The sequence below is a fragment of the Glycomyces lechevalierae genome (assembly GCF_027622945.1).
Lineage (GTDB): Bacteria > Actinomycetota > Actinomycetes > Mycobacteriales > Micromonosporaceae > Glycomyces > Glycomyces rutgersensis.
In genome coordinates, this window is the sequence record NZ_JAPZVQ010000011.1 from 1 (window position 1) to 20310 (window position 20310).

The 20310-nt window shown below is 69.5% G+C and carries 19 protein-coding genes; 6 read left to right on the forward strand and 13 right to left on the reverse strand.

Translation table 11 applies throughout. The features are described from left to right. Both O2L01_RS16900 and O2L01_RS16905 read right to left on the reverse strand, forming a co-directional pair. A partial coding sequence (locus O2L01_RS16900; RefSeq protein WP_270123161.1) for a hypothetical protein occupies positions 1-919 on the reverse strand: 919 nt, incomplete at its 3' end. Between the two features lie 362 nt (positions 920-1281). Continuing rightward, a complete protein-coding gene (locus tag O2L01_RS16905) occupies positions 1282-5772 on the reverse strand; it encodes an NACHT domain-containing protein (RefSeq protein ID WP_270123162.1) in 4491 nt (1496 codons plus the stop codon). A gap of 128 nt (positions 5773-5900) precedes the next feature. On the opposite strand from O2L01_RS16905, the gene O2L01_RS16910 reads away from it, so the two are divergent. Beyond that, entirely contained in the window at positions 5901-6314 is a 414-nt protein-coding gene (locus O2L01_RS16910) for a hypothetical protein (protein ID WP_270123164.1), read from the forward strand. A gap of 15 nt (positions 6315-6329) precedes the next feature. Here the strand turns inward: O2L01_RS16910 and O2L01_RS16915 are convergent, their stop codons facing one another. Further along, a complete protein-coding gene (locus tag O2L01_RS16915) occupies positions 6330-7016 on the reverse strand; it encodes a hypothetical protein (protein ID WP_270123165.1) in 687 nt (228 codons plus the stop codon). Positions 7017-7214: 198 nt separating this feature from the next. After that, on the reverse strand, positions 7215-8057 hold the full coding sequence (locus O2L01_RS16920) for an oxidoreductase (RefSeq protein WP_270123166.1): 843 nt from the start codon (positions 8055-8057) through the stop codon (positions 7215-7217). 76 nt (positions 8058-8133) lie between these two features. On the opposite strand from O2L01_RS16920, the gene O2L01_RS16925 reads away from it, so the two are divergent. Further along, positions 8134-8799 (forward strand): helix-turn-helix transcriptional regulator, encoded by a 666-nt coding sequence (locus O2L01_RS16925; protein ID WP_270123167.1) that lies wholly within the window; start codon positions 8134-8136, stop codon positions 8797-8799. A gap of 51 nt (positions 8800-8850) precedes the next feature. Here the strand turns inward: O2L01_RS16925 and O2L01_RS16930 are convergent, their stop codons facing one another. The 3 genes from O2L01_RS16930 to O2L01_RS16940 all read right to left on the reverse strand — a co-directional run bounded on the left by O2L01_RS16930 (position 8851) and on the right by O2L01_RS16940 (position 12724). Continuing rightward, positions 8851-10329 carry a nitrilase-related carbon-nitrogen hydrolase gene (locus O2L01_RS16930; RefSeq protein WP_270123168.1) on the reverse strand — a complete coding sequence of 493 codons (1479 nt, stop codon included), beginning with the start codon at positions 10327-10329 and terminating at the stop codon, positions 8851-8853. Beyond that, complete coding sequence (locus O2L01_RS16935; RefSeq protein ID WP_270123169.1) at positions 10313-10888, reverse strand: TetR/AcrR family transcriptional regulator; 576 nt, start codon at positions 10886-10888, stop codon at positions 10313-10315. Before O2L01_RS16935 ends, O2L01_RS16930 begins: the two co-directional genes overlap by 17 nt. A 297-nt stretch (positions 10889-11185) precedes the next feature. After that, on the reverse strand, positions 11186-12724 hold the full coding sequence (locus tag O2L01_RS16940) for an MDR family MFS transporter (RefSeq protein ID WP_344469198.1): 1539 nt from the start codon (positions 12722-12724) through the stop codon (positions 11186-11188). Positions 12725-12912: 188 nt separating this feature from the next. Here O2L01_RS16940 and O2L01_RS16945 point away from each other — a divergent pair, with 188 nt between their 5' ends. Further along, entirely contained in the window at positions 12913-13512 is a 600-nt protein-coding gene (locus tag O2L01_RS16945; protein ID WP_270123171.1) for a TetR/AcrR family transcriptional regulator, read from the forward strand. A gap of 49 nt (positions 13513-13561) precedes the next feature. Here the strand turns inward: O2L01_RS16945 and O2L01_RS16950 are convergent, their stop codons facing one another. After that, a complete protein-coding gene (locus tag O2L01_RS16950) occupies positions 13562-14749 on the reverse strand; it encodes an RtcB family protein (RefSeq protein ID WP_270123172.1) in 1188 nt (395 codons plus the stop codon). 257 nt (positions 14750-15006) lie between these two features. Here O2L01_RS16950 and O2L01_RS16955 point away from each other — a divergent pair, with 257 nt between their 5' ends. Beyond that, on the forward strand, positions 15007-15669 hold the full coding sequence (locus O2L01_RS16955) for a maleylpyruvate isomerase family mycothiol-dependent enzyme (protein WP_270123173.1): 663 nt from the start codon (positions 15007-15009) through the stop codon (positions 15667-15669). 40 nt (positions 15670-15709) lie between these two features. Here O2L01_RS16955 and O2L01_RS16960 read toward each other — a convergent pair whose 3' ends face one another. Then, entirely contained in the window at positions 15710-16357 is a 648-nt protein-coding gene (locus tag O2L01_RS16960) for a TetR/AcrR family transcriptional regulator (protein ID WP_270123174.1), read from the reverse strand. Positions 16358-16436: 79 nt separating this feature from the next. Between O2L01_RS16960 and O2L01_RS16965 the strand changes: the two genes are divergently transcribed. Together O2L01_RS16965 and O2L01_RS16970 are read left to right on the forward strand one after the other, a co-directional pair. After that, positions 16437-16814 carry a DUF1761 family protein gene (locus tag O2L01_RS16965; protein WP_270123175.1) on the forward strand — a complete coding sequence of 126 codons (378 nt, stop codon included), beginning with the start codon at positions 16437-16439 and terminating at the stop codon, positions 16812-16814. Between the two features lie 25 nt (positions 16815-16839). Continuing rightward, on the forward strand, positions 16840-17121 hold the full coding sequence (locus O2L01_RS16970; protein ID WP_270123176.1) for a DUF1905 domain-containing protein: 282 nt from the start codon (positions 16840-16842) through the stop codon (positions 17119-17121). A 42-nt stretch (positions 17122-17163) separates the two neighbouring features. Here O2L01_RS16970 and O2L01_RS16975 read toward each other — a convergent pair whose 3' ends face one another. The 4 genes from O2L01_RS16975 to O2L01_RS16990 form a co-directional block, all read right to left on the reverse strand. Then, positions 17164-18078, reverse strand: a complete 915-nt coding sequence (locus O2L01_RS16975; protein WP_270123178.1) for an arginase family protein — start codon at positions 18076-18078, stop codon at positions 17164-17166. A gap of 147 nt (positions 18079-18225) precedes the next feature. Further along, complete coding sequence (locus O2L01_RS16980) at positions 18226-19104, reverse strand: co-chaperone YbbN (RefSeq protein WP_270123179.1); 879 nt, start codon at positions 19102-19104, stop codon at positions 18226-18228. 83 nt (positions 19105-19187) lie between these two features. Then, the gene (rnhA, locus tag O2L01_RS16985) at positions 19188-19652 is read right to left on the reverse strand and encodes a ribonuclease HI (protein ID WP_270123180.1); all 465 of its coding nucleotides are present in this window, start codon (positions 19650-19652) and stop codon (positions 19188-19190) included. A gap of 10 nt (positions 19653-19662) precedes the next feature. Then, complete coding sequence (locus O2L01_RS16990; protein WP_270123181.1) at positions 19663-20250, reverse strand: TMEM165/GDT1 family protein; 588 nt, start codon at positions 20248-20250, stop codon at positions 19663-19665. Positions 20251-20310: the final 60 nt, after the last annotated feature.

Below are 20310 nucleotides of genomic sequence, written 5' to 3' on the forward strand. Positions count from 1 at the left end.
CTTCCAACTGGGGGAGGCGGCCGGTGTCCTTGCCTTGCAACGTCTCGATGTCCACGACTAGGTCGAGGGTGGCGGTGTGGCCGTGGCGGGTGGCGGCTTGCGGGGAGGATCCGTACCCGGCCAGGAGCTGGTGGAGCGCTTCAGCGTTCCGGTTCGCCTGCGCGGGCAGCAGGCCCTCACTGTCGTCTTCGCTGCCGGCCTCGGTGTCTTCCTGGCGAGGCGGCGGGCAGGCGGTCTTCAAGTACTTGTCCAACAGCCGCCCGGTCGCCTCCGAGAGCGTGCCTTCCAAGTGCCACATGCCATTGCCGGCCTCGGTGAGTTCGAGGCGCTGCAGGGACTGCTCACCCAACTCGTCGAACAGCTCGGTCTCCTCGGCGATCGACGCCCACAGCTCATCGAGGTGCCGCCGCAGGTCTTTGAAGGAAGCATGGGCGCAGTACTCAGCCACCATGGCCTCGGGAGTCGCGCACTCCACCGAGGCATCAAAGGGCGAAGCGACCGGGGCCCTGAACGGGGTGCGGGCGAAGAGTCTCATGGCGGGGGTCTGGTCGAGTTGGCGGACGGCATAGGCGACCTGGTCGATCCTGGCCGTTCCCGTCGTTGCCGCTTTGGCCAGGATCCGGAACTTCCCTGACAGTCTTGCGATGGCCGCGATGGATCCTGCCGTGTTGAACGTGAAGTCGAACTGGGACAGCAGGAGGTCCCTGAGGGCGGAGAACCCGAACTCCGAGCGGTGCAGGCCCTGTTCCTTCATCGCGATGACCGAGGCCAGTACCGAGGCGTGCTGGGTGTTGATCAGCGAGGCGGCCTCATCGAGGGCCGAACGGATCGCCGCGGCCTGAGAACGGCGGTCAGCAGAAGGAGAGAGGATCGAGGCGGAGGAGAGGGCCGGAGTGGTGTGGGTGTCGCATGCGGCCATGGGTCTCGCCTCCTCACCTGTTCTCGAATGATCTGCCTGTTTTCGCTTCCCTGTTCGTACTTCAATGATGACATCCCATCGTGCTGGTGTCATCACCCGATAGAGTGAACATTCCATAGAGGACTATCAATACCTCGCCCCACCTCCACCCCAACCCCCCTGAGGCGCAATACAAACCAAGGGAGAATCGCCGCCCAGAGTCCCACCCCCGCGCTGCCTGTCAGCCGCTGGGCACACCCACCCGCCCTCAGGCCTCTTTGTCGCTGCCCGCCTTAAGTCGGACCCAGACGGAGCGGCAAGAAGCAATGCACACCCGTGCTTTGAAACAAGCCCCTTCTGCCTTGCGCTCGGGCCCTTCGCGCTCATTCGTGGACGAGTCCCACCCCTGCAAACGATTCGAGGGCTTCGATCCTCCTCCGGAACCAGTGGCCTGATCGCAAGTCCAGCCGGATCAACTCGTCCGCCACCGCCTTCAAGCGCGCGAAGTCGACCGCGTTCGGGTCGAACCGGCGATCCTCCAACGACGCACGCGCCCCGACATCGCGCAACGCCAGATTGACCTCGGCCCAGCAGCGTTCGGTCTCATCAAGACCTGGATCATCCGCCAAGGCGCGCAGCCGGTCCAGCCCCTCGCGCTTCTTCTCGTATGAGATCGTCAGTGCCACCGAGACCCTTCCCAGACCGCCGAATTCGGGGTCGTCGGCGAAGCGGCGCTGCAGCGTGATGAACTCGGAGAAGTTCTCCACGGGCACGTCCTCCGCGGCCTCGGCCCGCGCTTGAGCCGGGACCGAGCGATCCTCGATCATCTGGCTGACAAGCTCACCCCCGATTACACGCTCGAATTCGACGAATCGGCGTGCGGCGACTTCACGGGCGAACGGTTCGAGTGAGTCGCCCTCCGCGAGGTCGCGCAGGATCGGCAATCCAGTGCTCCGGTCGCGCTCCGCCAGCTCGTCGGCGGCGATGACCCTGGTCAGCCCGCGATCATTCTCGTTGGCGGCCAACGCATGCAGCAGCCGTTTCCCTTCCGTCGGCTGGAGCTTCGCGATCCCGGCCGCCGCGCAGGCCACGCGCCCGTCGAGTGTCGGCGGCCCCTCGGCGATGTCGCGAAGTGCGGAGAGTCCCGCTTCGCGATCGACCCGGGCAAGTGCCAGGGCCGCATCGGTCTGGGCTCGGCTGTCCAGTCCGAGATCCGAGGCGAACTCGGTCAACAGCTCTGTGCCGCGCACACGGTCGAGTTCCAGCAGCCTTCGGGCGGCCTCCACTCGGGCCTGGTCGTCGAGTTCGCGGCCGGTCGCGTACGCGGTGAGGAGTGCCTTCCCACGGTCGTCTCCGGACTTGTAGAGCCAGTAGGCGGCTTCGACGGTGAACGACCGGCACAGACCGGTCTCTTGGGCGAGCGGGAGCAGGAGTGAACGCCCGGTCTCACGGTCGACTTCCGCGACGTGCTTCGCCGCGTTGACTCGCGCCTTGTCGTCGATGTCGGTGCCGGAAGCGAGGTCGCTCAAGAACGAGACCGCGTGATCGGGATCGAACCTGATCAGTTCACGCGCTGCGGACGCCCGTCCGTTGTCGCTCACTTCCTCGCTCTCCGAGATGCGGCGCAAGGAGACGACGGCGTGGGAAAGGTCGTAGCGTGCCAGAGCGGACGCCGCCTTGATACGGGCGTCTTCGAGCGCCTCGGGATCGTCTGCGAGTTCCGCGAGCTGGTCGGTCGCTTCGCTCTCGTCGAACTCGATGAGGCTCACCAGTACCTCAGCGCGATCCTCCGGCTGCAGTCGCTGGTCCGATCGCAGTGCTCGCAGGATCGTGAGTCCCTGTTCGCCGAGTCGCGGCATCAACGAGCGGACTGCCTCGATGCGGGCCGCGCCGGGAGCGTGGGGATCCTCGGCGAGATCGAGGAGACGCCGGCGCGCCGTCGGATGTCCGGCCCGCATCAGGGTCGAAAGGGCGTGCTCGCGCGCGAGATCGCTGATGGGGTCGTTGGCGATGTCCTCCAGCAAGGGGATCGCCGAGCGAAAGTCGTACCGCGACAAGTAGAACGCGGCACTGACTCGAGCGTGACCGTCGATACTCGGATCAGTCGCGTACCGGCGCAGCCGGTCGGTCATTCGTTCACGGCCGGCTCTCAGCATCTCATCGATCGCGTATACCTGGTCGCCGTCGCTCACGGACGGGTCGGATGCGATCGATTCGAGCATCGCGGTGTCGACCGGATCGCCGTCTTCCGCCCGCAGCCGTGCGACGACCATCCGGTTCACGGCGTCCAGCGACCGATCGGCCATCAGTCCCTCGAGTTCCCGTCGCGCGGGCTCGGGGTCCAGCTCACGGAGCTTGGAAAGAATCCAGATGCGCGTTACATTCGTCGCGAAGCGGTCCCTTGCCAGTTCCCACAGCAGGGCCACACCGGATTCACGGTCGTAGTCCGCCAGGCCCTCGGCGGCACTGGTGCGCAGGTTCGGATTCATCGCTCGGGTGGAGGCGATCGCTCGCAGCACAGCAGTTCCCGCATCTCGGTCGAACTCGCAAAGCCAGGTCGCGGCGAGAACTCGAGCGGAGTCTTCGAAGCCGCGCTCGTCGATGAATCGGCGGAGTCGGTCTTCTGCCACAGACGCATCATGATCGGTCAACGCTCGGGCCGCGACCACCCGGTCGCTCGCGCTCACCTTCGGATCATCCGCGAACTCGATCAACCGGGACACGGTCTGCTCGGGCCAATAACCCGCAAGGGTCCGCAGCGCGGCAAGCCGGGCATAGTCGGGGTTGCTCGGATCCGCGGCGAGCCCATCGAGGGTCTCCCTTGCGGCGTCCAGGTCGTGCCCCGACAGATCGGAAGCGGCGGACCAGCGAATCCAGGGGTCGTTTCCCTCACCTGCGAAGTCGCGGAGCAAGTCGATCCCGCGACGCTCATGGATCGCCAGGCTGCTGGAGATCTCGACCCGATCGGTTTCGGATCGCCGGCCCTCCTCCACGAACCGGAACAGCAGGTCCCTGGCATGCTTCACGGTGCAGAGCCCTCTGATCAATCGCCACCAGTCGGGATTCGGGTTCGGGGGCCAGGCCTCGAACACCGTCTCGATCAGCCCGTTCCGCAATTCGTGATCGATCCGGCCGGTCCCTTTGACGACGCACAGGCCCTCAGCCGCGATCCAGCCCAGCACTTGGGTGCAGTCCGCGCGTTCACCCATCATCTCGATGAGCGCCGACCTCTGGTCGTGCGGGAGCTGCGCGAAGGCGAAGATCGCGCTGATGCGGCGTTCAGGATCGAGGAAGGCGTCATTCCAATCTTTCGGGTTCCGGTAGGACGCAAGAGCATCGGGGGCCGCGAGGTATTCGGCGTAGGACTTGTGGACGAAGTGGGAGGTCGTGGTCCGAACATCGTGGACGAGACCGGTCGCCTCGAGGAGGGTCACCAGGGCCTCCAGTTCGCCGGGGTCCTTCGGGCGGACCTGGATCTCCATCAGGACGCAGGCGAGGCCGACCACCGGCGGCTGCCCGGCGGCCAGATACCGCGATGCCAACACGCGCAGAAACTTCCGGATGGCTAGGTCGGCGGTGTCATGTCCGGGTTCACCTTCGGCGCCGTGCCACTTGTGGAGGAGCCGCAATGCGGGACCGTGCTTCTCGTGCTCGACACTCATGCGCTTGTGGAACTGGGCGATCCAGTGCTCGATCGCGTCGTGATAGATGTCGACGCGCCGAGACGGCAGTTCGAGGTGCCGGTCGTGGAAGTAAACCGTGGCCGCTACTCGGGCGAGCAACGGGAGCTTAAGGAGCTCAAGCAGATCGTCCTCGCCCTCCCAGCGTTTCAGGAAGCGATCTGCCTTCTCGACGGCTGCCGTGAACGCGGGCGACTCGGTCTCGCGGTCGGGAATGCTCGTCTCGGCGTTCACGAAGAACGCATGGAGCTGATCTGTAGTGAAAGGCCGCAGTTCGAACTCGGCCACACCGCGGCTCTCGAAACTCCGTCTGCGGTCGTCGGTGAGACCGCGGGTGGTGAACACGAATTTGCGCGCGCGGCTGTGCTTCGCCGTGTCCTCGATCGCCTCGAACACCAAGCGCTCGACCTGGGCGCGATCCTTGGCCTCGGTGATCTCGTCGAAAGCGTCGATCATCACGAGCCAGGTGAGGCCCTTCCCGGGCGGCCGGGTCAGCACGTCGGCGCTGGTCTCGCCGAATGCCTCGAGGATCGTGCTGCAGCCGACAAGCCTCCTCGCCGCGACGAGCAGCGGCCTGAACCTGGACACCGGGTCCGAAGACGGGGTTCGGTGCCGCAACTCGTGTTCCCAGTACCGGAGCAGGAAGGTCTTGCCGACGCCCGCCTCGCCGGTGATCGCGATGTGCCGGACTTTCGGGTCGAGGACGATGCTGTCGAAGCTGCGGCGCTGCTCGGCCGTCGTCTCCTGCGGCGTCTCCTCGAACCGTCCGCCGCCCCTGGCGCCGGGTTCCGCGGCGAGGTCGTTCTTGGTGTAGACGCGCACGAGGTCGGGCAGGAAGTCGCGGTCGTACTCGAAGCCGGGCGCGGGCCGGTGTCCCGCTTCGAGGAGCTTCGCGGCCTCGGGGAGCACGCGGGGGTGGCGTCTCGCCCGGAGCCACGACCAGACGAGGACCGCGACGAGCACGGCGACGTACGCGCCGGCGGCGATCCAGCTCCATGGTTGGGGCGCAAGGAACACGGCGATCGCGGCAGGGATCGCGGCGAGGGCCAGGAGGCGGCGGACGCGCGCGGTGTTCGACGCCGGCGCGTCGGCGCTCGGGTCGTTCTTGAAGTACCGGGCGATCGCGGGGACCACGATGGGGGCGAGGGCGGCCGCCAGGGTCGCGACGGCGGGCACCCAGACTTCGGGTCGCATCAGTCCACCTTAGCGATCCGGGGCGAGACCAGGTGCTCCGCAAGCGAGGCCGTTGCGCGGCGCTGGTTCGTCGGGCGGCGGGTCGCTATCCTGGGGTTCCCTTCCGCTCCTCGCCCAATGGAGTCGCGATGACGTCCTCGGACGCCCCTCGTCATATCGAGATCCGGTACGCCCGCCGGTGGTCGGTCGTCATGTGCGCCATGGGCGTCGTGCTGCTGATCTGCGCGGCGCTGTCGCTGCTGATGCCGTTCGTGCCGACCATGGGGCCGTTCGCGCTCGCGGGCCTGGCGTTCCTGGCGGGCGGGGTCCGCTCGATGTTCCGGCCCCGGTACCGGTACGACACCGAGACCGGCGCGCTCACCGTGTACATGGCGGTCGGGCCGGGCACCAAGGGGATCGGGGCGGCGAAGGGCGAGCGCGTCTACTTCGACGGCAGGCGCGTCATGCGCGCGCTGCCGGACGGCGGCCGCCGCAAGGTCAGCACTGTCGGCGCGAACCGGGAGGACCTGGCGCGGCTGGTATCGGTACTCCCCAAGGCATAGCCGAGTTTATCGTCCCTAATGGATGTCGATCGAGTCGTGGATCTCGTCGAGGATCGCGATCGCGCCGTCTTCGCCGTCGAGGTCGGCGGTTGAACCGACGGTCATCGTCCAGAGGACCGACTGCTCTTCGCCGAGGTCGACGACCGTGGCGCGCACCCACAACGTCATGTCGTCCGCGCCGACGCCGGCGCCGGGGACGCTCGCGGTCGCGGTGGCGGCTTGGTGGTCGCCGATCGTGAAGGCCTCGGACTCGATGGAGTGGTCGGCGTGCACTACCGCCGGGGAGCTGACGGCGACCAGCTCGGCCTGGATGCGCAGCTCCTCGTCGGGGACCTCGCCGCCGAAGTACGCGCCGAGCGAGTGGACCTCGACCAGGACGAACACGTCCTCCGACGAGTGCAGTCCGGACGTGGGGACCTCGGAGCCGGTGAGTTCGGCGGCCGCTTCGCGTTCGGCGTCGGTCATCGCGGACCAGCCATCGGGGATGCGGTAGCAGAGCCGCGCCTCGTCGTCGATGAGGTGCGAGTCGTCCTCGGCGCAGGTGGAGCCGAACCGGTCCCAGGGCTGCCACACGAGCACCGTGATCGCCAGCAGCCCAAGGACTGTCGCGATGGCGGCGAGAGGCTTCCAGCGCGACCGCCCCCACCCCGGCGCTAGAGGCGGCGTCGGGTCGGGGCGGTCGGCGGGCGCGTGTTCCGTCACGCGCCCAAGGTAAGCGGACTTGCCCGGGACCGGTCCCAGGAGCAGGTCCGGTCCCGGATCGGGTCGGCCCGGCCCTCGGCTTGCGATAGGCGCTGGACGCCGAATCGCGCCTGATCGGGGGCCGGGATGAGCGGCCCTGCACGCCGACCCGGTCGCTCAGCGGCCGGGATGAGCGGCACTGCACACCGGCCCGGTCGCTCAGCCTCGCAGCTCGGCCAGGTCCTCTTCGCTGAGCACGACCGCGTCTGCCGCCATGTTCTCCTCCAGGTGCTCCAGCGAGCCTGTCCCCGGGATCGCCAGCACCGCAGGCGACTCGGCCAGGAGCGCGGCGAGCGCGACCTGCATCGTGGTGGCGCCCAAGCGTTCCGCGACCCTGGCGATGCGACCGAGGTCGCGCGGGTCGAGGCCGCCGCCGAGCGGGAAGAACGGCGCGTAGGCGATGCCCGCGGCCTCGCACTCGGCGAGCATCGCCATGTCGTCCGCGTACGTGTTCTGCACCGCCGCGACCGGGGCGATCGCGCGCGCCTCGGCGAGCTGGGCCGCGTCGACGTTGCTGACGCCCAGGTGCCGGATCAGGCCCTCCTCGCGAAGCGCCGCGAGTACCGCGAAGCGTTCGGCGATCGACTCGTTTCCCGGCCCGGTCATGCCGCCCACGCGCAGGTAGACCAGGTCGAGGCGTTCCAGGCCGAGCTCCTGGAGGTCCGTCTCGACCAGGTCGCGGAGTTGCGCGGCGACGGCCTGACCGCTCGGGATGCCGTCGGGGCCGCGCAGCGGGCCGACCTTCGTCGCGATCACGAGGTCGTCGCGGTACGGGCTCAGGGCGGTGCGGATCATGTCGTTGGCCGACACGCCGTCCCGGCCGTAGAAGCCGGCGGTGTCGATGTGGTTCACGCCGAGTTCGACGGCGCGCTCGAGCACCTTGACCCCGGTCGCGGGGTCGCGAGTCGGGCCGTGGAAGGTGCCCCTGACCAGACGCATCGCGCCGAAGCCGAGCCGGTTGACGGGGAGGTCCCCGCCGAGGAGGTGAGTCGTGTTCGTCATGGATCGAATCCTGTCCGCTGCAGGGCGGCCAAGGTAGGGCGTGGCAGCATGCTGCCACGCCTGCCAGACTTGAGCGATGCGCGAAGAGCAGGTTTTCACCGTTCACGGCGACACCGAACTGATGGTGCGCGCTGGTCACCTCTTCGAGTCCGCGCACACCGAGTTCATCTGCGCCGCAAGGGACCTCAGGACCTGGTCGCAGCCGGAGGCGCGGGCGTCGATCGGCTCGCGGATGCGCGCGGCGGGCGCTGCAGGGTTCAGCGTGCGGAAGCTGCTCAGCCCGGTCGCGCTGGCCGATGAGGAGGCGCGCGCGCATCTGCGGCACGTGGCGGGGCGGGGCGCGGTCGTGCGGATCAGCGGTTCGCAGCTGCCGCACGAGACGATCATGATCGACCGGCGGGTGATGATCCTCGCCGGGCGCGAGGCCGCGGGCGGCCGCGAGTACACGGTGACGACGTCGAAGCCCCTGGTCGACGGGGTTTTCTCGCTGTTCCAGGCGATCTGGGAGGCCGCGCTCGACCTCGAGGCCTATCTCCGGAGCGACGTGCCGCACCTCGATGCGGACGGCCGCATGGTCCTCGAAGCGCTCGCGTCGGGGCTCACCGACGCTTCCGCGGCGCGGCGGCTGGGCGTCTCGGTGCGCACGTACCGGCGTCGCGTGGCCGAGTTGATGGCGAAGCTGGAGGCCGATTCCCGCTTCCAGGCCGGGCTGCGGGCGGGCGAGCTCGGCCTGCCGCGCTGATCGTTCTTCCGCCGGGCCCGAACGTCGTCGCGTCCGGGCCCGGTTCGGGTGTCAGCGGGCCGCGAGCGCGGGGGCCTCGCTCGGTGCCGCCTGGTCTTCGGGTTCCTTGCGGCGGCGGGCGGGGATCGCGGCGGCGGCGATGCCGGCGAGCAGCATGATGAAGGCGGGCAACAGGAACCAGTTGCCGAGGCGGCCGTAGGCCGTCTCCACATGGCCGGTCGGAACATCGGCGACGGCGAGCCGCTCGTCCTCGGCGAGGACTGCTCCCGACGCGTCGCTGACGGTCATGAGGCCGATCTGTCCGGCGCGCACGAGCGAGAATCCTTGCTCCACACCACGAGTGACCGCGACGCGGCTGTGCCACCAGCCGTCCACAGTGAAGTCCAGGGCCGGAGCGAGCACGAGTCCGGCGCCCTCGTCGCCGTACTCGGCGATCGTCGCGGTGTGGTCGAGGTCCTTGCAGATCGTCAGCGCCCAGCCCCGGTCGCCGACGAAGACGGGGCCCGCGTCAGAGGCGGTCATCCAGTCCTCAAGTCCCGGAATGAGGTTCTGCTTGTGGTACTCCCCCGTCGCGGACCCGTCGGCGGGAATCCAGACGGCCGCGTTGTAGGTGCCCTCGGCGTTCTCGATCGCGAGGCCGAGGACCAGGTCGATGCCGGACCCGGCGGCGAGCGCGGACCAGCGGTCCAGATACGGGGCGGTCTCCTCGCCCTTGACGTGGAAGATCTTCTCCGAGAGGACCAGCACGTCGAGGTCGTCGGCCGCGGCGAGGTCGGTGATCGCGTCCTGGTAGTCGGCGAAGAGGGCTTCGGCCTTGTCGGTGTCGACGTCGATGGAGTCCTCGTCGGTCGGCAAAGCGAGCGCCCCGGCGCGGATCGTCTCGCCCTGGTCGACGGGCCGGGCGAGGCCGTAGACGAGCGTGGCGGCCAGGCCGGCGGCCGCGAGGGCGGCGATGCCGATGCGGGCCTTGCGGACCGGGCCCCGGGCGAGGGCCGTCGCGATCGCGGTCGGGACCGCGACGAGGAGGAACGTGAGGCCCCAGATGCCGGTCAGCGAGACGAGCTGGAGGATCGCCGGGTGGCCGGCCTGCGTGTAGGCGAAGCTCCACCATTCGCCGCCGGCCTCGGCGTTGACGACCGAGCCGACGTATTCGACGGCCACGACCCCGGAAGGCATGGCCAGGAACGCGAACCAGTGGCGGCCGCGCCGCATCAGGGCCCGGTACAGGAGCGTGACGGCCGTGTACATGCCGGTGAACATGAGCGCCGAGACGACGAGGAACACCGGCGGCATCTCGAGGGATTCGGCCAGGTAGCGCCAGATCCGGGCCGTGCCGCCGAGCCAGGCGGCCTCGGTGGCGAGCAGCGCGGTCCAGAAGCCGACGCGCGGCACGGCCAGCAGCAGCGGGACCGGGGCGATCCACATGAGCCAGGAGACGGGTTCGAGCGCGAACCCGAACGCGAGCATGACGGCCGTCGCGGCGGCGGCGAGGGCCGCCCGCAGGCGGGGGCGTTCAGGCGAGGATGCCATTGAGGAGCCTTTCGAGGGAATCGTGGCAGAGGTCGCGGAAGTCCTTGTCGGTCAAGGCGATGCGGCCGCCTTGGTGGAGGGCGACGAGGCCGTAGACGTTGGCGGTGAGGGCGAGGCCGACCTTCCAGGAGTCGGTCTCGGCGAGGGCGCCGTTCGCGATACCGGCATCGATGATGCCGGTGAGCAGGCCGAACAGGCGGGAGCGGCCGCCGCTGAAGTCGTCGGGGAAGGCGCGGGCGCCTTCGCGCGGCTCGATGAACATGAACGCGAACTGGCGGGGGCGTTCGAGCGCGAGGTCCACGAGGTCGTCGACGGCGCCGTGCAGGGCCTTGACGGTGTCGGCCGGGATCTCCTTGCGGCTCAAGCGCGCGAAGGTGTCGTCGAACAGGTCGTCGGCGACCCGCGCGAGCAGCGCCTCGCGGTTCGGGAAGTGCCGGTACACCGCCATCGGCGAAAGCCCCAGGGCGTCCCCGATCTTGCGCATGCTCACCGCCGCACTCCCGCCGTCGATGACGAGATCCTTTGCGACAGCCGCGATCTGCTCCGTAGTCGAAACCATGTTTACACCATACACTTTTCTGTGTACGCCGTAAACACACGGCCCGGAGCGAGCCGCCGGACCCGCCCCACCTGGGAATGTCGGAACCCTGTGTCACGGTGTTGAACCGGGGGCCCGCGAATTCGTCGGCCGACCAGGCCAACCCGACACGCCCGACCCCGGAGACGCGGCCGCGCCGGCCGCCGCCCGGACGCCAAACGTCCGGACACCGCACTCCCAGACGCCGACAACACGAAAGCCGGGGCCCGAACGCAGCAGCGTTCGGGCCCCGGCCTCATCGGTGTGCTGTTGGCGCGCTTAGCCGTTCGCCAGCGCGGGCTCCTCGCCCGCCGGGGTCTCGGCGAGGTCGACGGTCTCGCGCAGGCGCACCGGGCTGAGGAACAGCGCGGCGACGAACCCGGCGGCGGCGATGCAGGCCGAGATGAGGAACAGGTGCCCGGTCGCGTCCCCGTACGCGGCGCGCACGATCTCGGCGATCGGCGCGGGCATGGCGTCCAGGTTCAGGCTCGAGCTGCCGGAGCTCGCGGAGGCGTCGATGCCCAAGGCGGCCAGGCCGTCCGCGATCTTGTCGGCGACCTGGTCGGCGAGGACCGCGCCGAGGACGGAGACGCCGATGGTGCCGCCGAGCGAGCGGAAGAAGGTGATCGCGCCGGAGGCGGCGCCGAGTTCGCGCAGCGGCACCGAGTTCTGGACGACGAGCACGAGGTTCTGCATGGACATGCCGACGCCGGTGCCGACGAGGAACATGCCCGCGCCCATGAACACGAGGTTCGTCTCGTGGTCGATGGTGGCGAGCATCGAGAACCCGCCGGTCAGCACCAGGGTCCCGGCGACGATGTAGGGCTTGACCTTGCCGGAGCGCGAGACGAGGCGGCCGGCGATAGCCGAGGCGATCATGACGCCGAACATCATCGGGATGGTGAGCAGGCCCGCTTCGGTGGGCGAGAAGCCGCGCGAGATCTGGAAGTACTGGCCGAGGAAGACCGCGCCGCCGAACATGGCCATGCCGACTGCGAGGCTCGCGACGGTAGCGAGGGCCGGGTCTCGGCGTTTGAGGACGTGGACGGGGACGACCGGTTCGCGGACCTTGGTCTCGACGAGGACGGCCGAGCCGAGGAGGGTCACGGAGCCGGCGACCATGACGGCGGTCTGCCAGGAGATCCAGTCGAAGTCGTTGCCCACGAAGGTGACCCAGAGCAGGAGGAGGCTGACGCCGGCGGCGATGAGGGTCGCGCCGAGGTAGTCGACCTTGACGTCGGTGCGCTTGGTCTCGGCGAGGTGGAGGGTGCGCGAGAGCATGGCGAACGCGGCGATGCAGATCGGGACGGCGAGGAAGAAGCACCACTGCCAGCCGAGCCAGTCGGTGTCGGTGATCGCGCCGCCGAGGAGCGGGCCGCCGACGGTGGAGACGGCCATGACGCCGCCGAGGTAGCCGTTGTAGCGGCCGCGTTCCTTGGGGCTGACCATGGCGCCGATGATGACCTGGACGAGGACCTGCAGGGCGCCCATGCCGAGGCCTTGGACGGCGCGGAGGGCGATGAGCTGGCCGGTGTTCTCGACCAGGCCGCACAGGAGCGAGGCGGTCGCGAAGATGACGATCGCGATCTGGAGGAGGCGCTTCTTGTCGAAGAGGTCGGCGAGCTTGCCCCACACGGGGGTGGAGGCGGTGCTGGCGAGGAGGGTGGCGGTGACGACCCAGGTGTACTGGGACTGCGTGCCCTCGAGGTCGCCGACGATCTGCGGGAGGGCGACGGAGACGACGGTGGACGAGACCATGGCCGCGAAGAGGACCATGAGCAGGCCGGAGAGTGCCCTGAGGACTTCGCGGTGGGACATCGGCGCCGGTGCGGCGGTTGCGGCGGTCAAGAGACGGCCTCCTAGGGTGTTGCTGGAGGAGGGCCGAGGGGTCGTTGAGCCCGGCGGCCGGAGACGTGGTGATCGAGGCGCGGGCGTAGTGAACGCAGCGTCTCTTATACCAAGATAGCATTTAGTGAACGCGTCGTTCACTACAGAAGGGATGGCCGGTGACCGATTCCACAGCGAGCCGCCGACGCGGCGACGACCTCGAGCGCGCGATCTTCGAGGCCGCCCTGGAGGAGTTGGCCGAGGTCGGCTATGCGAACCTCCGCATGGAGGCCATCGCCGCCCGCGCCAAAGCGGGCAAGGCGTCCCTGTACAAGCGCTGGCCCGACCGGGCGCACCTCGTGCGCGCCGCCGCACGCTACAAGGCCACCGAGGTCGAGACCGATTTCGAGCCGAGCGACGACGTGCGCGCGGACTTCGTGCGGGTCATGCGCTACATCGCGGAGTTCCAGGACGGGCCGTTCGGCGAGGCCATCCGCGGCTGGGTCGGCGAGCTCGGCGCCTCCCCCGCCGACGAGGCCGAGGCCGAGGACCTGCGGCAGCGGATCGAGACGCCGCGCATCATGGTCTTCGCCAAGATCCTCAAGCACGGCGTCGACCGCGGCGAGGTCCGCCCCGAGGCCCTCCAGCCGCGCGTCGTCAACCTCGCCCCGAACCTCCTCACCCACTACTTCCTCACCCGCGGCCACGCCGCGCCGCAGCAGGTCATCGACGAGATCCTCGACCAGGTCGTCATGCCCCTGATCGCCGCCGAACGCTGACACGCCGAAGGGCCGGACGGTTTCCCCTCCGGCCCTTCGTCTTCGTTCGTCAGCCCTTGACGCAGACGACCTGGCGCAGCCGCGCCACGATCTCCACGAGGTCCGACTGTGCGGCCATGACCGCCTCGATGTCCTTGTACGCGCCCGGGATCTCGTCGAGCACGCCCACGTCCTTACGGCACTCCACACCCTCGGTCTGGGCGATGAGGTCCTCGGCGGTGAAGCGCTTCTTCGCCGCGTTCCGACTCATCTTCCGGCCGGCGCCGTGGGAAGCCGACTCGTACGCCGCCCCGTTGCCGAGCCCGCGCACGATGAAGCTCGAAGCGCCCATCGAACCGGGGATGATCCCCATGTCCCCCAGGCCGGCGCGGATCGCGCCCTTGCGGGTGACCAGCAGCTCCTGGCCGTCGTGGGTCTCCTCGGCGACGTAGTTGTGGTGCACGGAGATCTCGGGCTCGAAGCCGACCTTCGCGAACCGCTTCTTGACGACCTGGCGGAACAGCGCCATCATGATCGCCCGGTTGCGGCGCGCGTACTCCTGCGCCCAGAACAGGTCCCGCCGGTAGGCCTCCATCTGCGGCGTGTCCGCGACGAACACCGCGAGGTCGGGGTCGGGCAGATCCGTGTTGTGCGGCAGACCCTTGGCCTTCTCGATGTGGTGCTGCGCCAGAGCGTTGCCCACGTACCGGGACCCGGAGTGGAGCATCAGCCACACCGCGCCATCATCGGATAGACACAGTTCGATGAAGTGATTCCCGCCGCCTAGCGTGCCGAGCTGCTTCATCGCCTTCGCCTCGGCCCGCCGGGCCACCTGAGGCGCGAGTTCGCCGAAGCCCGACCAGAACTCGTGCCAGCCGTGCAGACCCGTCTTGACGTGGCCTGTGTCGACCGAGGTCTTGTGCATGGCCTGCCCGACCGGGATCGCCGCCTCGATCGCCGAACGCAGCCGCCCGAGATCGTCGGGCAGGTCGTCAGCGGTCAGCGAGGTCCGCTGCGCGGTCATCCCGCACCCGATGTCGACGCCCACGGCGGCGGGCGATACCGCCCCGCGCATGGCGATGACGGAACCGACGGTCGCGCCGATGCCGTAATGCACATCGGGCATGACGGCCACACCGTGGACCCACGGCAGCTTCGCGATGTTGTGGAGCTGTCCGAGCGCTTGCGGCTCGACGGCGTCGACGTCGCCCCACAGGCGGATTGGAGCCGCTTTGGACTTGAGATCGGTGAACGACATGGGAGGGGCTCCTTTCGTAGGGGCATTGTGGACAACCGGCCGAGTTGCGACGTCAATAGTCCTATGCGCGAAGACGAAAGGGCAATGCATTTATCGACTGGTACGTCGATGGGTTCTCGATCGCGGTCTTGTCGTGGTGGAGGGAGGCAGGGCGACGACCGCCGCAGTGGGCCGTGTCACAGGCCAATGCGTCACCGATGATTCACGGAGGCCGGCGGAGTCCCTTCTTCGGAACCACCCGAGAAAGGATGCGACTGATGGCCGACAGGGCAACCCGCCACACCAGAGCCGACAGCCGGGCGCTGTGGAGGATGATCCACGCTGAACGCGCCGCCTTGGCAGACGACCTCGCCGGGCTCGGCGACCGGCAGTGGGAGACGCAGTCGCTGTGCGAGGAGTTGACCGTGCGCCAGGTGCTGGCGCATCTGACCGCAGGCGCCAGTCTCAGCTGGAGCCGCTGGATGGCCGGGGTGATCAAGTGCCGGTTCGACTTCGACAAGCAGGTCGCCATGCGCCTGGCGGAGCGGATGGGTCGGACCCCGTCCGAAACGCTGGAGTCGTTCAAGGGCTCGGTCTCGAACACCAGCCGGGTGATCCCGCTCAAGGCGCTGCTCGGCGAGACCATCGTCCACGGCGAGGACATCCGCCATCCCCTCGGCGTCGAGCGTGCCTATCCGATGGAGACGATCACGCTCCTCGCCGAGTACTACCGGCAATCGGACTTCGTCGTCGTCGCCAAGAAACGCGTGGCCGATCTGCACCTGGTGGCCGAGGACGGCCCGTTCACCGCCGGCACCGGACCGATGGTCACCGGCACCACCCTGGCGCTGACGATGGCGATGACAGGTCGCGCGGCATACTGCGACCAGCTGCAAGGCGATGGCGTCACGCCGCTGCGGGAACGCTGCGCGAGCATGTAAGCCGGCAGGAACAGTACCGCCGAGACCATCGAGTCGCTGCTCAAGCATGCAAGGGGCCGTTCTCGGGTCCGTAGCCGGCGAGGAAGAGGTCCACTGCCGTCGCCACTGGGGCGGCGTGGCCGTCGGGGTCGTCGGTGCCGGCCAGCAGGCGGCGGTTCAGCGGGGCGCCGATCACCAGCCAGGTCAACTGCTCGGCGGCGAGGTGCGGATCGGGCGCGCGCAGGCGGCCGCGGTCGGCGAGGGCGCGCAGGGTCTCAGCCAAGGCGCGGATGTTGCGCTCCCAGCTGTCTTCGAGGTAGGCCGCCGCGACCTCGGGGAGGCGCTCGGCCTCGCTCGTCACGAGGCGGCGCATCCGCAGCACCTCGCGGCCGAGGATGCCCGCGCGCATGATCTCGGCCAGGGCGATCAGGCCCTCCCGCGTGTCCTCGGCCGACTCGAGGCGCTGGAGGTGGGGGCGCATCGCGTCGCGGCCGGCGTCGGCCCAGGCCCGGACGATCGCGGCGAACAGCGCGTCCTTCGAGGGGTGCTCGCGGTAGAGGGACGCCTTCGAGATCTGGGCACGCGCGGCGATCGCGTCCATGGTCGTGCCGGCGTAGCCGTGTTCGAGGAACACCGCGCGGGCGGTGTCGAGCAGGTCGGTGCCGGTCCGGCCGGAAGGGCGGCCGCGGCGGCGCGTCTCGGGAGGCATGGCGCGATTTTAGTACTTGACCGGACTGAAAAATGGAGTAGGCTCTTTCAGTACTAGACAGTACTCAAATGGAGCCGTCATGATCCTCGCCATCGCCGCAGCCACCGTCGCCTCGTTCGTGTTCAGCGCGGCGCTGTACGCCTCCCGGCCGGTCGCCGAGCTCGTGCGGCGCCACAGCACCCCGCGCCCGGGCGTGCCCGTCGCCGTCCAGATGGGCGCGGTGCTCGCCCGCAGCCTCGTCGCCGCCTTCCTGCTCCTCGGCCTCATGCAGGCGGCAGGGTGGGAAGGGGCCGGCGCGGGGGCCCTGCTCGGGCTGGCACTGGGCGCGCTGCCGGCGGCCATCCTCTCGGGCGCCATCGTCCACGAAGGCGTCCCCGTGGTCCTCGCCGCCGTCCACGCCCTCGACTGGGTCGTGAAGCTGACCGTCATCGGCGCGCTCGTCGGCCTGCTCGCCTGAACCGCGCACTCGTCAAGGAGGAACCATGCCCGAAGGACCGCTCGACCTCGAATTCACCGCCACGCTCGGCAAGGCCCGGCCCGGCGACACCTGGACCTGCGTCCAGATGCCCGACTCCGCCGAAGTCTTCGGCACGCGCGGCCTCGTCAAGGTCTCCGGCACCATCGACGGCGTCCCCTTCCGCGGCGCCTTCATGGCGCTCGGGGACGGCACCCACAAGCTCCCCGTCGCCGCCGCGGTCCGCAAGGCCATCGGCAAGACGGATGGGGACCCGGTGCGTGTGCACCTCACCCGGCGGCTGAACTGAACCCGCGCCGACGCCGTGCCGCGGCGCTGCCGAAGGGCGGCGCTATTGGAGGGCTTCCACGAGAAGGTCGGTGAGGGCCTTCGCGTATTCGCCGTCGGGGTCGTAGTCGGGGTCGAACACGGTGAGGTCCATGCCGGCGCAGCGGTCGTCGGCGGCGCACGTGGTGATGATCTGGCTGAGCTCGCCCAGGGAGATCCCGCCCGGGGCCGGGCCGTCGACGGCGGGCATCACCGACGGGTCGAGCACGTCGGTGTCGACGTGCAGCCAGAAGGTCGCGACCTCGCCCAAGGCGTCGAGCGCCCATTCGGCGGAGCGCCCTATCCCGTTGGCGCGCAAGGCGGGCACGGTGCGCATCGCGACGCCGGAGGCCTCGAGCTCGACCCGGTGCGGGTCGTCCGAGCGCAGACCGAGCACCACGAGGTGGTCGGTGTCCACATAGGGTCGCAGGCCCCCGATGTCGGTCAGGTCGGGCTGGCCGCGGCCGGTCGCGAGCGCCAGCTCCTCGGCCGCCGCCGCGCCCACGTACTGCGAGTTCCCCGGGTGGCGGAAGTCGGAGTGCGCGTCGATGAAGACCAGGCCCCGGTCCTTGCGGTCGCGTTCGGTGCGCCGCCGGGCCGCCAGCGCGGGCCCGAGGAGGATCGAGCAGTCGCCGCCGAGGACGAGCGGGAAGCGCCGCTCCTGCCACAGCCGCTCCACCCGGTCGGCGAGGCGCCGCGTGTACTCGGCGATGGCCTTGGCCTGGCCGACGCCGTCGCCGGGCCGCCAGGCGGAGGCGTCGAAGCGGGGCGGGGTGAGGCAGCCGGCGTCGACGGCGTTGAGGCGGGAGACGAGGCGGTGGTCGCGGAGCGCGCCGGGGGCTTTCGCACAGCCGGGGACGGTGCTGGGGGTGGGCGGGCGGAGTCCGAGGTTGGAGGGCGCGTCGAGGACCGCGATGCGTCTCGTCCGAGTCGCTGGCAACGCTCACCTCCCACAGGGCACCGGCCACGCTAGCTTGTCACAGAGGACGGCCTCGGCACCAGTTCCGGCGCCTCCACCGAACGGCCGAACCTCCACGTCACGAGGTGACGCGGAGGTTCGGGTGGCCTTGCGGCGCGGGTCGATCGGTTAGAACAGGACGGCGCTGAGCTTGCGGCGGGCCTTCGCGACGGCCGGGTCGTCGACGCCGGCGACGGTGAACAGTTCGACGAGGCGCTTGCGCAGGCGCTCGCGGTCGTCGCCGAAGTTCTTGGCGACCAAGGCGATCAGCCGCTCGTAGGCGGCTTCGGCCTGCCCGGAGAGGAGCTGGAGGTCGGCGGCGGCGAGGGCCGCGTCGATGTTGTCCGGGTCGGCGTCGCTGATGGCGACGGCGTTGTCGGGGAGCGCGCCGACGCGGCGCAGCATCCGCACCTGCGCGAGTCCGGCTTCGGCTTCGCCGGAGGCCGGGTGGTTCTTCAGGTACTTGTCGTAGGCGGCCTCGGCGGCGTCCAGGTGGCCTTCGACCATGAGGTTCTCGGCGTTGGCCAGCTCGGGGTCGACCGGCTGGGGGACGTCGAGCCCGGCGGCCTGGGTGACGCGGCCGATCCACTGGCGCAGGCCCTGCTCGGACTGCGGGCCCTGCAGGAGGTCGAGTGGGCGGCCCTGGGCGAGCGCGACGACGGCGGGCAGGGACTGCAGTTGGAGCGCGGCGGCGAGCTGCTGGTTCTGCAGCACGTCGGCCTTGGCGAGCACCCACGCGCCGCCGGCCTCGGCGGCGAGGCGCTGCAGCAGGTCGCGCACTTGGAGGCTCTCGGGCACCTGGTCGGCCCAGAAGGCGACGATGACCAGCGCGTCGAGGGAGCGCTCGAGCACTTCGCTCTGGACGGTCGCGTCGGTGACGTCGATCGCGAGGACGCCTCCGCCGGAGAGGCCGCCCTGCTGGGACTGCGCGGCCTGCTGCTGCGCGGCGGCCGCGAGGGTGCTGAGGTCGACGCCTCCGGAGAATCGTGACGGTACCTGGTCGCTCATGGTGGTGATTCTTCCATTCTCATCGTGGCTCTGGAGCGGGGGCCGGGCGCGGTGTGGGACGCGCCGGGCCGGGAATAGGCGGGTCAGCGGCGTCCGGCGGCTTCGTCGCGGCCTTTGCAGGCGAGGCGGTCGGCGCGTTCGTTGCCCGGGTCGCCGGCGTGGCCCTTGACCCAGCGCCAGTCCACGGTGTGGCGGGCGGCGGCCTCGTCGAGGCGGCGCCAGAGGTCGGCGTTCTTGACCGGTTCCTTCTTGGAGTTGATCCAGCCGTTGCGCTTCCAGCCGTTCATCCAGGAGGTGATGCCGTTGCGCACGTACGAGGAGTCGGTGTAGAGCACGACGTCCATGGGCCGCTTGAGGGTCTCGAGGGCCTGGATGGCGGCCATGAGCTCCATGCGGTTGTTCGTGGTGGCCTTCTCGGAGCCGTACAGCTCCTTCTCGTGCTCGCCCCACTGGTAGTAGACGCCCCAGCCCCCTGGGCCGGGGTTGCCGGAGCACGCCCCGTCGGTGTAGATGACGGCGGTGTCCGCGTTCGCGTCCGGTTTCGGCATGACCGACAGCTTAGTCCGCGAGCGCCGTCACGGCCTCGATGCCCAGCAGGACGCCGATCACGAGGAACAGTCCGGAGGAGACGTACCGGATGACCTTCTCGGGGATGCGCTTGGCGACCCAGGCGCCGGCGAACACGGCGAGGAGGTCGGCGGCGAGCATGCCGGCGGTGCCGCCGATCCACACGCCCCACGGCTGGTAGCTGGAGCCCATGCCCATCGCGATGATCATGGTCTTGTCGCCGAACTCGGCGAGGAACATGGCGGTGACGACGGTGAGCAGGCCGGTGCGGCGCTCTTTGATGGGGCCTTCGTCCTCGTCGTCGCCGCTCTCGGGTTTGAGGCCCCAGAGGCCGAAGCCGATGAACATGACGGCGGCGGCGAGGCGGATCCAGTCGGTGGGGAGGAGGTTCCCGGCGGCGGCGCCGACGCCCACGGAGAGGCCGATGAGGGCGCCGATGGCGATGACGAGGCCGAGGACGACCGTGCGCATCCGGTACTTGGTGGCGAAGGTCAGCGCCATGAGCTGGCTCTTGTCCCCCATCTCGCCGACGAAGACGGCGCCGAAGGCGATGCCGGCGGCGATGAGCAGTGCGTCCATTGAGGGTGATCCTCCCAGTGTTCATGCCGGGAGGAGGGCAGTCGCGAACCTCGACCCGGC

Excerpts from the sequence above, each read along its gene's own strand:
- O2L01_RS16905 (WP_270123162.1), bottom strand. The coding sequence starts at position 5,772 with ATGCGACCCGAAGTCTGGGTGCCCGCCGTCGCGACCCTGGCGGCCGCC.
- rnhA (WP_270123180.1), bottom strand. The coding sequence starts at position 19,652 with ATGCCGAAACCGGACGCGAACGCGGACACCGCCGTCATCTACACCGAC.
- O2L01_RS16940 (WP_344469198.1), bottom strand. The coding sequence starts at position 12,724 with ATGTCCCACCGCGAAGTCCTCAGGGCACTCTCCGGCCTGCTCATGGTC.
- O2L01_RS16930 (WP_270123168.1), bottom strand. The coding sequence starts at position 10,329 with ATGGCATCCTCGCCTGAACGCCCCCGCCTGCGGGCGGCCCTCGCCGCC.
- O2L01_RS16990 (WP_270123181.1), bottom strand. The coding sequence starts at position 20,250 with ATGGACGCACTGCTCATCGCCGCCGGCATCGCCTTCGGCGCCGTCTTC.
- O2L01_RS16965 (WP_270123175.1), top strand. The coding sequence starts at position 16,437 with ATGATCCTCGCCATCGCCGCAGCCACCGTCGCCTCGTTCGTGTTCAGC.
- O2L01_RS16955 (WP_270123173.1), top strand. The coding sequence starts at position 15,007 with ATGGCCGACAGGGCAACCCGCCACACCAGAGCCGACAGCCGGGCGCTG.
- O2L01_RS16925 (WP_270123167.1), top strand. The coding sequence starts at position 8,134 with ATGCGCGAAGAGCAGGTTTTCACCGTTCACGGCGACACCGAACTGATG.
- O2L01_RS16970 (WP_270123176.1), top strand. The coding sequence starts at position 16,840 with ATGCCCGAAGGACCGCTCGACCTCGAATTCACCGCCACGCTCGGCAAG.
- O2L01_RS16910 (WP_270123164.1), top strand. The coding sequence starts at position 5,901 with ATGACGTCCTCGGACGCCCCTCGTCATATCGAGATCCGGTACGCCCGC.
- O2L01_RS16980 (WP_270123179.1), bottom strand. The coding sequence starts at position 19,104 with ATGAGCGACCAGGTACCGTCACGATTCTCCGGAGGCGTCGACCTCAGC.
- O2L01_RS16920 (WP_270123166.1), bottom strand. The coding sequence starts at position 8,057 with ATGACGAACACGACTCACCTCCTCGGCGGGGACCTCCCCGTCAACCGG.
- O2L01_RS16960 (WP_270123174.1), bottom strand. The coding sequence starts at position 16,357 with ATGCCTCCCGAGACGCGCCGCCGCGGCCGCCCTTCCGGCCGGACCGGC.
- O2L01_RS16935 (WP_270123169.1), bottom strand. The coding sequence starts at position 10,888 with ATGGTTTCGACTACGGAGCAGATCGCGGCTGTCGCAAAGGATCTCGTC.
- O2L01_RS16950 (WP_270123172.1), bottom strand. The coding sequence starts at position 14,749 with ATGTCGTTCACCGATCTCAAGTCCAAAGCGGCTCCAATCCGCCTGTGG.